This is a genomic window from Flavobacterium sp. OHVDL-2026-0007 (assembly GCF_059882335.1).
In genome coordinates, this window is sequence record NZ_CM187612.1 from 2061601 (window position 1) to 2075070 (window position 13470).

7 protein-coding genes are annotated in these 13470 nt (G+C 34.5%); 1 reads left to right on the top strand and 6 read right to left on the bottom strand.

What is annotated here, in order from left to right:
- Window positions 1–142: 142 nt before the first annotated feature.
- The 6 genes from AC51AA_RS07935 to AC51AA_RS07960 all read right to left on the bottom strand — a co-directional run bounded on the left by AC51AA_RS07935 (window position 143) and on the right by AC51AA_RS07960 (window position 11531).
- The gene (locus tag AC51AA_RS07935) at window positions 143–2323 is read right to left on the bottom strand and encodes an alpha-galactosidase (protein ID WP_500705427.1); all 2181 of its coding nucleotides are present in this window, start codon (window positions 2321–2323) and stop codon (window positions 143–145) included.
- Between the two features lie 330 nt (window positions 2324–2653).
- Window positions 2654–3733, bottom strand: a complete 1080-nt coding sequence (locus AC51AA_RS07940) for a DUF5007 domain-containing protein (RefSeq protein ID WP_500705428.1) — start codon at window positions 3731–3733, stop codon at window positions 2654–2656.
- A gap of 125 nt (window positions 3734–3858) precedes the next feature.
- The gene (locus AC51AA_RS07945; RefSeq protein ID WP_500705429.1) at window positions 3859–4518 is read right to left on the bottom strand and encodes a hypothetical protein; all 660 of its coding nucleotides are present in this window, start codon (window positions 4516–4518) and stop codon (window positions 3859–3861) included.
- A 29-nt stretch (window positions 4519–4547) separates the two neighbouring features.
- Window positions 4548–6083, bottom strand: a complete 1536-nt coding sequence (locus AC51AA_RS07950) for a RagB/SusD family nutrient uptake outer membrane protein (protein ID WP_500705430.1) — start codon at window positions 6081–6083, stop codon at window positions 4548–4550.
- A gap of 11 nt (window positions 6084–6094) precedes the next feature.
- Complete coding sequence (locus AC51AA_RS07955; RefSeq protein WP_500705431.1) at window positions 6095–9628, bottom strand: SusC/RagA family TonB-linked outer membrane protein; 3534 nt, start codon at window positions 9626–9628, stop codon at window positions 6095–6097.
- A 715-nt stretch (window positions 9629–10343) separates the two neighbouring features.
- Window positions 10344–11531, bottom strand: coding sequence for a FecR family protein (locus AC51AA_RS07960; RefSeq protein ID WP_500705432.1), 1188 nt, complete (start codon window positions 11529–11531; stop codon window positions 10344–10346).
- A gap of 178 nt (window positions 11532–11709) precedes the next feature.
- Between AC51AA_RS07960 and AC51AA_RS07965 the strand changes: the two genes are divergently transcribed.
- Window positions 11710–12303: an RNA polymerase sigma factor gene (locus AC51AA_RS07965; protein WP_500705433.1), complete on the top strand. Its 594-nt coding sequence runs from the start codon at window positions 11710–11712 to the stop codon at window positions 12301–12303.
- The last annotated feature ends 1167 nt before the right edge of the window (window positions 12304–13470 follow it).

Consider the following 13470-nt stretch of genomic DNA (forward strand, 5'->3'; position numbering starts at 1 on the left):
AAATTTGACAGCTTTTCTTTTTTGAGATTCTGGCTAATCCAAAAAAAGCACCACCGAAAATAAATTCGATGGTGCCTTTTTTTAAATAGGTAAATTATTATAGAATCAATTTGTTCCTCCTTTAAGGTTTAAGTCATCTAAATTATAGAGCGGTCACTTTTAAAACAACACTTGTTCTATTACTATTAGCCTCCGGATTAAAACCAACTTTCATCAGAAAATCTCCCGAATAAACTTTAGTTCCATCAATTGGTGACTTAGTCCCTGGATACAAGTTAATCTCTTCTATTTTATATTTTTTGGCTGGATCTAAACCTTTTAGTTTGATAGGTAAAATAACACCATTGGTAAAAAGGGTAGCCACATAATAATTAAATACAATTGCTTTATCCTTTGCATCGTTAACATAAGCAATCGAGGCAATTTTGTTTTCGTAAGGATCTTGTAATCTATATTGTTGGCCGTGCCAAACAATGTCTTTAAAGCCATTGTAAGCTTGAACTGCATTTTGACTGAAAAGCAAATCACTTTCACTCAATTCGTTTACACGAACATCGTAACCTAATTTACCCATCATGGCTACATCCGTTTTAAATTTAATGGGCTGTTTCCCCATATCCGTGATATGATTATCACTTGCTATAGACGGGAAGTAATAAGAATATTCCCATTGAATAAAAATACGATCAAAAGGATTGGTGTTATCGCTTGGCCAAAATTCAGTAAAATATTTTAGTGCGGCATAATCAACTCTTGATCCTCCACCTGCGCAAAGCATCATTGGTGTTTTTGGGTATTTCTTACGAATCTTTTCCAATACATTATTTAAACCTCTAATGTATTCTATATAAAAGTGATCTTGATTTTTTAAGGTTGGAGAATTAGCGTTGTAGATTAATGAATTACAATCCCATTTGATGAAAGCCAATTCCGGTACTTCTTTAAATACATCGTCAACTGTTTTGAAAATAAAATCCTGAACTTTAGGGTTGGTTAAATCCAATACCAACTGGTTACGCATATAAAACTCCTTCCTTTCTGGTTGTCTAATAATCCAATCAGGATGATTTTCATATAATTCACTTTTAGGATTCACCATTTCTGGTTCTAACCAAATACCGAATTTTACACCATTTGCAGTAGCTTCTTTACCTAAAGAGCTGATACCGTTTTTTAGTTTTTGTTTATTGAATTGCCAGTCACCCAAACCAGCAGTTGCACCATTACGCGGATATTTATTACCGAACCAGCCATCATCCAATAAGAAAACATCAACACCGAGTTTTTTGGTGTCTTTGGTCAATTCATTCAGTTTCTCATCATTAAAATCGAAATAAGTAGTTTCCCAATTATTTAAGATAGTCAATCGTTCGCCTTTTCCGTCCGCTAATTGGTAGTTTCTTGCCCAGTTTTGCAGATTTCTGCTCGCCAATCCTTTTCCGTTAGAGGAGTAAGTGTAGACAAAGCGTGGCGTAACAAAATTTTCGCCTGCTTTTAAGGTATAGTTTGACGAAAAATTATTGATTCCTGCGGTAATTCTCAAATAATATTCGTCGAAGGTTTCAAAATCAAGCTTGAAGTTTCCCGTCCATTCTAAAGAACCCGCAATTACTTCTCCCACATCTTCTGTAGCTGGTTGATCGATAGAAACCATAAACGATGACGAATGCAATAAATTTGTTCTTGTACCTAATTTTGAATCAATGGTTTCTATGCCATGTAGCAATTGCTGTTCTTCTGAACGCATCTCGCGAACAGCACCGCTATAATGGCTTTTCAAAAAGAATTTTTTACCACTTAAAGTAAGATTGGCTGAAGCGTATTTATTCAATACAACCGTTCCTTTTTCATTATGCTTAATCTCAGCCCATTGCTCTATTACATCTTCATCAAAATAAGCGAGATAATTTAAGGTAACCTCGAATTTATATTTGGTATCTGTTAAGCGTACAATGGTTAGTTTGCGGTTTGCATCCAATTGTTTTTCTTCAACCCCAGTAAAACTAAGTACGGTAGATTTATTCCCATCGCCATGTGTGACACTTAAGCTGGGCTCCAAAAGGTTCAGCGAACCAGAAGCTATATAAGCTTCGCGTTTATTAAAAAGATCGTCAGAACCTGGTCTATACTTATCTAAGGTTTGGATAGTAGGATATTCACTATCATTTTCCATTTTTTTACCTATATAGGTTGATAATAGTGAATTATCTTTATCCGTTTCTAAAACCAGTACATTGTTTTTGGTAGTAATCGAAATTGTTTTTTGAGCAAAACTGTTCATTGCAATCACTAATAACAATAAGGAGGTAAATCTGTAGGTCATGTTTCCTAAAATTAAATATTTCTAAATTTTTATTTTTTTATAATCGGTTCAGTTACATTTTTAATTCTTGCTCCAAGCATGGATTGCTTCTTTATACTCATTTTAATTTGTTTAATTTGAATAGACAACGATGCTGCATTGTCACAAAAACAAGCTATTCTTACTTGTGTTTCTTTCACAATGTTCAAATACAATTCGAAAACTTCTAAAGTTTAAGAAATGTTTTTTTAATCCATTTTTGTTAACTCCACAAAATAGAAAAAAAACACCACCGAAATTAAATTCGATGATGCCTTTCTTACTAAAACAATATATTTATACTTTTTAAAACTATTTCTTTATGGTATAGGGAATCTTCATCTTTATCACCCAAGTTCCTGTATCATTAATTCTCATTCCCCATCTGATATACGCTCTATTGCGAATCTGTCCTGTAGCAGGATCGATATAAGCCGTCCAGTTTTTAATTCCATTTGCTGCTTCAAAAGCCGCCTTATCCACAGTAAAGGCGTCTTCTGTAGACAAATAATACATTAGGTAAGCACTCGTACCTGTATAGCTTCTAGAATACTGAGGAAATGGAGGTGCCGGCAATCCAAATGTAGTACCCTCAGCATCCACTTTGGTTCCAACAGTATTGTCATGATAATTCTGCAAATACTTAGTCCCATCAGGATAAAATATGATTTTGGACGGATTCACCGCAGCACCATAACTATCGGCTATGATCATTTTCACTTCAATAGCAGTTTTAGGTTCATCGCTGACTTTCACAATTGTGATGTAAGGATTTGTTCCATCCAATACACTGGATACTTTTGGATCATTATCATTAAGAACGGTATAGGTAGCACCAACATCCCAAACACCTCCTCCTTTACCCAACTGTAACCTAGATCTCGCCTCGGTCGGGAATTCAACAGGTACGAAAGGCAACAATTTTACACGGGCAAATTTATCTAGTTGTTTCTCTCCACGAACATTTTTAGCACTTACATTCACATAAAAATCACTGCTTTTCACAAATTTACTAGCTTGTGTAAACATAAATTCCCCACTCACTGGATTCATCAAAATAGCAGGTCGCTTGGCTAGCTCTAATTTTTTCATAGCCAATTCCATGGTCGTATCGGTATTGGGATCAAAAGGTTTTTTCCAAATTAAAATCTCATGCTCGTCCTGTAATTCAGTCGTAGGCTTTCCATCTTTATCGGTAATACCGGTAATCTTCCATTCCAGTGGATAGGTCGACCCTTCAACTGAAGGAAGTGCCGCGGCCATAAATACACCACGAGGTACTTCTATAGTGTCTTGAAGCGAATGTATATTATCACTAATATAACCTACTTCAGGCTGTTCGCATGAGGAAACAAATGCGGCAATCATTAATAAACAGAATATCTTTTTCATATATATTTTTATATTTTTAAGACTAAATGTCTCGAATCGTATCGAGCTAAATCCTAATACAACCACTACTATTAGGACTAATTCAAATAGCTTTTTGATTATTGAATTAAGGTATCATTTTCAATTTATGGAGTAGAGATGTAATTAGAGAATATATGATACCCTTGTAATACATGAATAACCCCATTAGTCGAAAGTAAATTGGAAGTTCTAACCACCGTTTTTCTATCTGCCTCTAGCACATCGTCAGAAATTTCATCAGTAGGATCCCATACCTCTCCCACTTTAAAAGTATAAAAAACGTATTCCGGATAACTATCCAATTGTGGTTTATAGTCTCCAATCGGTTCGAGCGAAAGCAATCTTTCTTCTCCACTATAGGTCATATACACTTTCCCCTGTTTAACCAATTTACTACGATCCAGCGTTTCGTTAAAAATATACCCCCCTAACATCACTTTTAAATCCGCCTCAGGAATATCATTAATAGTAAAGGTTGCCGTTGGATCTATTTTTCTTTTTTTAATCAAAATTGCATTGACATAATTTCTGATCGATAGATTATTGGCCGCAAAAAGAGTAGTTGATTTGGCATTTACCACATCAATCATTTTGGCTCTTTCAATTAAAATCGCCAAAGTATCCAATTGTTTGTTCGACTTTAAAAAGTCATAAGTACTCATTCCTACATTCTGATTGGCCACACCTCCATCAACGAGATAATCGTCGTTAGAACAAGAATATAGACCCAATAACGCAAGTAATATTAACAATGTCTGTTTCATCTTTTTATCTTATTATATTTTTAATTGAATTACAATTTCCCTTTCCAGTAATCGGTCTGAATAATAGCGGAATTAATAGAGATAATCGCTGGATCAACAGGCCAGAAATAACCTTCTTTAGCCGTTCTAGCTGGATTAGTCCAGTTCACTCCAGTATAATAATTCATTCTTATTCTATCAAATCCCGATTGCCCCTCTCCCACTAATTCAATGGCGCGCTCATCAAAGATGGCTTTAGTAAGGGATGCTCGATCGGTAGCTCCTGTATAATTAGGCACATTAGCCTTACTTCTGATCATATTGATATCGGCTATAGCCTCTGAGGGTTTATTCAATTTCATATTTCCCTCAGCTCTTAGAAGATAAATATCCGCCAATCTAAAAATCAAAATATTCGATTCAGAAAATTCAGCATAAGAATCAGTCGCATTCGGGTCTTTGGTACGTTGTGAATATTTCTTAAGATAAGATTCATCCGATCTATTGTAATCAGAGAAAAACAAATCTTTACGCACATCATTATCTCGATCACTGTCCGAATCCATCATATCAGATCCGTAAAATTCCGGATCTATATAAGGACCTGCATTATTAACATCTACAAACACAGGAGTATTCAAGGTTAAGCCTGTATGCGAATTATCAGTTGGCAGTACCCTGAAAGATTCATTCACATCGGAACTAATATTGATTTCAAACAAGCCTGTTTTAGATTCACCCATACACATCTCATTAAAGCCATCTTCACCCTCAATAACATAATCAATAAGAGAGGCGTTACTATTGTTGATCACTGAAGTAGCGGCCGCAATCCCTTGAGCAATCAATTGCGGATTGTCACCATCTCTACTAGCATACCATAGAGCGATGTGTGCTTTCAAAGCTTCAGCACTCCCTTTATTGGCTTGAATAGCCCATCTAGGCGCACCCGGTGATGAATATTTCAATAAACTAATCGATTTGTTTGCCGCTTCTAAAGCATATTCCAAAACTTTCTTTTCATCTTCTCTAGGCAAGGTCACAATAAAACCATCTTTTATTAATTGATCCGAAGACTCAATAACCTCCGTAACAATAGGCACATCTCCCCAAATACGAGCCATATAGAAATAAGACAAGGATCTAATGAAGGCTGCCTCTCCAATAATTCTATTTTTCTCCGCTAGCGATTTAAATTTAGTATCGGGCATAGCACTAACATGTTTTTCAATAGAAAGTGCCCAGTTTGCCGCTCTGTAAAAACCTTTCCAATTACGTGTATTGTCTCTATAAGCCAATACATAATTTCCACTTCCTTCAATATAATCCGAAATCCAACTTTGACTATTCATAAAGGTCATACCGGTAAACTCTCCCCAATACATGAAGGCGGCATTGCCTATTAAAGTATTCTTTAATAATCCATAACAGCCTGCAACCGCGGATTCAGCATTTGGCTGAGATACCCAGAAATTATCCGGAGTGGTCATACTTACAGGTTCTTGGTTTAAAATGTCCGTACAGCTCATCATGCTGGACAAACCCAAAACCACAAGCACTATTTTTGTCTTTATATAATTTTTCATTTTCAATTCATTTAAAATTTAACATCCAATCCAAAAGAAATCGTTTTTGATTGTGGATAGCCATTACCATACGTATAGCCATGTTCATCCACTAAAGAAGCATCGGTTACCGATTTAGAACGTTGCCATTGGTATGGATTTAAGATAGAACCATAAATACGAACACGGCTCACATGTAATTGGTCCAAAATTGGGCTTTTATCAAAAGTATATCCGATAGCAGCATTGGAGATTTTCCAGAAATCACCACTTTCAATCCACATAGATTGTCCGTCTCTAAATCGGTAATACGGTGGCAATCCAGGGGCTGTAGGATACAAAGCTGGAAATCTCACTCCAGCGGCACCATCACCAGGTTGTTGCCAGAAACTTTGACCACTTAAATCAGCCAAACCAGTAGCATCCCAACCGTGTTCATCGTATACCTCTGCTGCGTCATATTTCTGCATATAACTTTGGAGCACCGAATTGATAATATCCGATCCAAAGGAGAATTGACTATACATCTGCAAATACCATCCTTTGTATTTTAAGTTTATATTTAAAGAACCAATCAAATCAGGTGTTGGTTTAAATTTCGTATCTAATATATTATCACTAAGCCCTCCTTCATCAGATAACAAATAATCTCCGTTATAATCTTTCCAGATTGGAAAACCTGGAGCAATATTAGCCCAAGCTCCTTTTCCATGAAGTGTTTGCCCTGTATATTGATTCACGGGTAATTGACTCATATCATCCAAAATATATTCGTTTTTGAATAATACAGGAAGATTAAGCGGCTGCCCCACCACATAACCATAAAGCCTACCATTACTATCTACTCCATAAAAATCTTTGTTTCCGTTTGGAAGTTTGGTTACAAAATTTTTGTTTTGACTAAAACCAGTCATTATCTCTAAATTCCAATCACTTGATCTTGGAAAAAGCTGCCATCTAATCATCGTTTCCCATCCATAATTCATCACACCAGCGGTATTCGCTTTAGCGCTGTTATACCCTGAATAAGCAGGAAAAAGCACATCGAAAAATAACTTCTCTGTTTTCTTGTTATAGGCGTCAAAAGTTACGTTTATCCTGTTGTTAAACAAATCCAAATCAAATCCTAAATCCCATTGTTTTGTATTCTCCCACGACAGTTTTGAATTTCCAATAGCATCGTAATTAGGTTTTACTCCATTCACTCCTCCATAAGTAGAAACATTCATTTGGTTGGCCCAAAACGGATTTCCTCCATATCCTAAACTATACGAACCATAGCGTAAAAAGTTAGCATCAAACTGTTTTCCATTTACTCCATATGTTGCTCTTAATTTACCATAACTGATAATATTGGAAAGATTGTCTTTAATAAAGGACTCATCAGAGAAAATCCACCCTAAATCTACAGCTGGAAACTTGGCCCAACGTACATCTCTACCAAAACGAGAAGATCCATCGATACTATAACTTGCTCCTAACTGGTAACGCTCTTTGAATCGGTAAGAGAAGCGTCCAAAATAAGACAGCAAAGCATTCGTTTCAATACTGGTAAAACCAACTGTCTGTTCTTTAGTATAGCGATCATTAATAACCTGAATAGCATCACTACCAAAACCTTGAGCTCTAATGCCCATATCTTCGTATTTGTTGTAATCACTTTTTGTACCCAGAATGGCCGTAAATCCATGGTCATTAAAGGTTTTGTAATAACTCAAATAAACATCCGACGACAAATTCTTGCGAGTATATAAGGAATAACTTGCTATACCATCTCCCTCTTCACGTATGATTGAAGGTTCGTAGAAATTTTTCTTTTCTGTACTGTACACAAAATTAAATTGGGTATTGAAAGTAAGTCCATCCATGATATTGAACCTAGAAAAGTTTGAAATCGTAGTTTGAATCGTTTCATCTGTATTCAGTTTTTCACTCAATTGCCCCATGACGGCTCGCCTTTTTTCATCAGAGATATAAAACAATGAGGAATTTAAATTGGCTGGATCCGTAGGTAAAGTGGAATTGAATTTAAAGTTCTCCCAATAGGGATTCCCTTGACCATTTTTATTATCGGTAAAAGTTAAATTCACTCGAAATTGATTTTCAAAACTTTTCCCTACTTTTGAATTGATATTGCCCGCTAAGGTGTAACGTTTAAAGCCTGTGTTTTGAATTACGCCTTCCGCATTGTCATAGCCTAACGACAATCTGTAATTCGAAGTTTCTGATCCACCACGCATACTCAAATTGTACTTTTGAGTGATCCCATTTCTATAAAACATCCCTTGGTAATCCACGTTATTATTGAATGCTGGATTCAAACTATCCGACAAAACCATCGGTACATGCGCATTTTGTGCATATTGCGATTTCCACCATTTGTTAATCATCCCCATTTTCGCATCCCTTTCTGCTCCTCCCACTAACATAGGAACCAATTCAGGGATTAAAGCAAAACCGGTATTCATCGAAAAATTAAACTCTGGCTTATCTAAAGCAGTTCCTTTTTTAGTAGTGATAATGATTACCCCATTGGCACCACGAGACCCGTATATTGCGGCAGCTGATGCATCTTTCAACATATCAATGCTTTCAATATCATTAGGATTCAACGAAGCCAAGAAATCCGTATTCGAAGTATTGTAACCCGCCAAATCTTCTAAAGAAGTCTGTACACCATCAATTACATATAATGGATTACTATAACCAGTACCATCCACACTACCTGACATATTAGAATTACCACGAATCATAACAGATCCTCTTCCTCCAGGAGCACCACTTTGAGTCGGTGTTTGAACCCCTGTAGATAAACTTGCAATCAAGGAAGACACACTAATTACTGGTATAGATTCTAATTGTTTACTGCTGATACTAGCCACAGCAGCATTGACATTTTTCTTACGCACCCTTTGGTAACCCGTAACCACAACGTCATTCAATTCACTTTGTGCCGCTTTCAATCTGATTTTGAGTTCTTTTTGATTTCCAACAGCTACTTCTGTAGTCACATAACCAACGAAAGAAACAATCAAAACATCAGAATCTTTTGCCTCAATAGAAAAACTTCCGTCACGATCTGTAGAAACAGACTTATTAGAACCTTTAATTTTGATGGTCGCTCCAGGAAGAGCTTCCCCCAAATCACCTGTTACTTTTCCTGTAATAGTAGCATCAGCTACTTTTTCTTTAAGGATCGTTTTATTGGAAACTGGAACAATTACAATAACAGCATTATCCATTAACTTCACCTCGTAATTGGGTCCAACCAAATCCGAAACCATCTCCAAGGCTGATTTATTGGTGAATTTCACACGAACTAATTTATCGACATCCAATTCATCATCACTATAAAACAGCATAACATTAGCTGCTTTTTTTATTCTATCAAAGCCTTCATGTATGGTTACTTTTCCTAAGTTTAAAGAGAAATTTTGAGTGTATCCGAAAGAAGAGATACTAAAAAAAGTAATAAAAAAGAATAGAGATTTCTTCATTATCCAAAGAATTAATTTTTTTTGCCTAGTTAACATCCCAGCATCTACTGAGTCTAACATTTTTTTCATAAATTTGGTTGTTTAATGGTTAATAAAATGCTCTTGTCGAGAGTTTTTTTTGATAGTTAAATTTTCACAACTAGGGAAATGTTGCCGCATTTTCCTAGTTTTTTTTTGCTCACTATTTTTTTTTATAACATGGAAAATATTGCCGCATTTTCCTAGTTTTCTTTTTGCCTTTCTTCTTCTTCTATTTGTTTTCCGCTTTATTCTTCACTTCCTACTTTACCTAAAAAAGCCCTTTATTTTTTTATCTATAGATTAAAATTTAACAAATTATTAAATTTTATTTACCATAAAATTAACTATATATCCTACAAAAATTCCTTATTTAATTCTCTTCAACTAAGCTAATTATTTAAAACCAACAAAACAAGAAAAAACCAATAAAAATGTGCTCGAACACATAAATTTTCAACACTTGTGCATTAAAAATATAAAAAGTCCATTTTTTTGAATAAAATACTTTTTTTTACCCCATGCAAAAATGAAACTCAAACCCCTATTTATGGCTTTTTTCTCAGAAATACGAGAGATTATTAATGCCCGAAATTCTCTTAAAAAAAAATGAATTTCAATCCCTTTCTTTTCAAACTACCAATCCTTAAAAACCGATCAAAACCCTAGTCATTATTTCATTCCACTTTCTCTTCATAAAATTCTTCACTTAATAATGATCAACAGTTTATACTCTTAAGAAAAGACGCGTTTTCACCGCTTTACTTTACTTTCTCTTTCTAATTTTAATCAACTTTCTAGTAGACTTACCTTTTTTAACAATTTCGTACTCCACTTTTGAAGTCTTACTTATAATATCCAACAAATACTCCACTGGCTTATCTTTTTGAACAACACCCGTGAAGGTATAATTAGCCAAACTCTGATTTTCTAAAACAAAATCAACATCATACCATCTGCTCAACTTAGAGATAATAGTCCCTAACTTTTCTTTTTCAAAGTAGAACTTCCCGTCTTTCCAAGCCACTTCTTGATAGATATCCACCTCATTTACCGCTATAACCGTATTATTAACTTTAGATAAACTTCCTTTCTGCCCTGGTTTCAAAATCACCTTTTCAGACTCTTTATTAATAGCCGTCAACTGAACACTCCCTTCAATCAAAGTTGTAGCAAAAAAATCATCATCCTCATAAGCGCTCACATTAAAATGCGTTCCTAAAACTGTCACTTCAGCCCTTGCTGTTTTTACCACAAACGGCTTGCGCTTATCCTTTTCAATTTCAAAATAAGCTTCCCCATCAACCGTAACCTCTCTCTGAGTCCCAACAAACTTTGTTGGGAATTTTAAGGAAGTAGCCGAATTCATCCACACTTTTGAACCATCAGGTAACTCCACTTGATAAATTTCTCCAATAGGAACATGCAGTGTATTGTACGTCACTTTAGAAGCATCTCCACTTATAGCCGCAGTTATCGAACTCAACTTTAAAACTTTATTTTTATTCACTATTTTAACGCCATCTTCTGAATCTAGCACTTCATTTTGATGTTCTTCCAAAACAACCTCCGTACCATCAGCCAATACTAAAGTAGTTTTATCATAAGCCCCTCTAGATTGAGTAAAATTTTGCTTATTTAAATGCTGATACATCAACAACGAACCCAACGACACCCCAACAAATACCGCAGCATATTTTAAAATACGATAACCCAACTTTCGTTTGCCAATGGTCACAATCTTTACCTCATTAATTTTCTCAAGAAACTTTCGATAAGCTTCTTCGGTATCGAGATGCTGCTTAGACTCAGTAGTCAAAAAATAAATCTTTACGGCCTCGCTGTACTCTTGCTGATTCTTTGAAATCCAATCATCCAAAAATTCAATTTCCGACTCAGTAGCCTTACCACTAAAATACTTTTCTAAGATTATTTCTATATTTTCTATATACATACCCACTTTTAACAACACAAACTTGTGTTTTACATCAAATTAATGTTAATTCGCTTTCATTATGACAATCGAAAAAACGAATACCCCTACTGGTTTCTGTTTTTTTTCTGTTTTTTTTTGAAAAATCAACCAACAATCTGTAAATCAATACATTAAAAAACAACAAAACCAACTAGTTATGATGCATTCATTTCAAGATGATGATTTCTTAATTTCGGAACTCAAAAACGGAAATGAGCTGGCGTATAACTATTTATACACCCACAAATACAGAGACATTGTACACTATATAAATGGACTGACAAGGGATTACGATAAAGCCGAAGATATTGTGCAAGAAGTAATTGTCAAAATCTGGAAAAACAGAAACGAAATAGACATTAACACCTCTATTAAAAGCTACCTATACAAAGCTTCCTACTATTCTTTTATCAACGAATACAAAAGAGATAAACGAAAAGAAAGTTTGTCTGAAAAAATTCAAAAAACGGTTATTCTTGAATTGATTGAAAGCAACGAAGAATACACCCAACAAAAATTAAAGCACCTAGCGCAGCTCATCGATCAACTCCCTCCAAAAAGAAAGGAAATTTTCATTATGAACAAAACCGAAGGACTGACCTATGAAGAGATTGCCTCCCATTTGCAACTTTCAGTAAAAACAATAGAAAGCCATATCAGCAAGGCCTTATACGAAATCAGATTTCAAATAAAAACAGCAAACATCAACAAAGCCATTCAACTAATCTTTTTGTTGCATGTCTTTTTATAGGAATTAATTTATACAAAACATTGACTTGGTTCTTAACATTACTTTATTTACATAGGTCTTTTTCAATTAGACGAACAACTAGCACTAAAAAAGACACCGTCCCAAATTAAACCATTAGTCCAAACCAATTATAACAACTGTTATATGCTCACCTTTTCTGAATTTCACAAATTCTAATTTTAAAAACTTGCTTTTGTTGTCCAAATTTCTTTTCCAACTACATACTCTGAACTAAACACCTCTTGTCTGTTACAAAAAATATTACTAGCAAACTATATGTTTATTCCGGAATAAACTAAATAGTTAAAGAATTCCACCCGAACATACACCGCTATTGCTAAATGAAAATTTGAATCGTAAACCAGTGGTTATCACATTACAATTTGCACCACTCTTTTCAAGTAAAGAAATCAGATTTAGACTAACTTCCTAAGGACTCCATTTAGCTTTCTTAGATAAGTTTTTTTACTATTGAGAAGCAAGAAATCCGAACTGTCCCTATGATTTATTGACTGTGTATTTTAAAGAGTATGTTTGAACCATTCAGATAGATTTACTTCATGCTTTTTTACATTACAAAAAAGCACACACCATAGCTGTTCTTTAAGAAGTATCCTTTACCCATAATAAAATAAGTTTTTATTTACAAAAACAGCGTAAATCCTTATATAACGGGGGCTAAATCAAATTCAAAATTACGAAAAAGATAGAAAATTATAAAAAAAAATGTTTTTTCGCGTCTTTTTTGTGCTCGAGAACACTATTTTTATGTGTTCGAGCACATTTTTTATGCATTTTATTGTTTTGTAAGAAAAAAAATGTATTTTCGTCCCGTTAAAAACTTGAAACCATAGTTTTCAAGCTTAAAAATTATTGCGTTTTGATTTTTTAAACAGAGACATTTTGAACAAAGATGTGTTTCCTGTAACCAAAACAAATAGTTCCAAAAAAAAAATAAAATAGAATACAAAATGCTGTTTCTTTTTATTTAACACTAATTCATTGGTTAAAAAGAATATTAAGGATTGAATTTTCTTTCAATTGATTAATTAGAAAACAGTAATACAAAAGCTTGTAAAATATAAAGAGAAAATAACTCGTGAATTTATGTCTTTTGATAATGAGCGACAATAATATGAATTTACACTAATCATAAAAGAACCACAT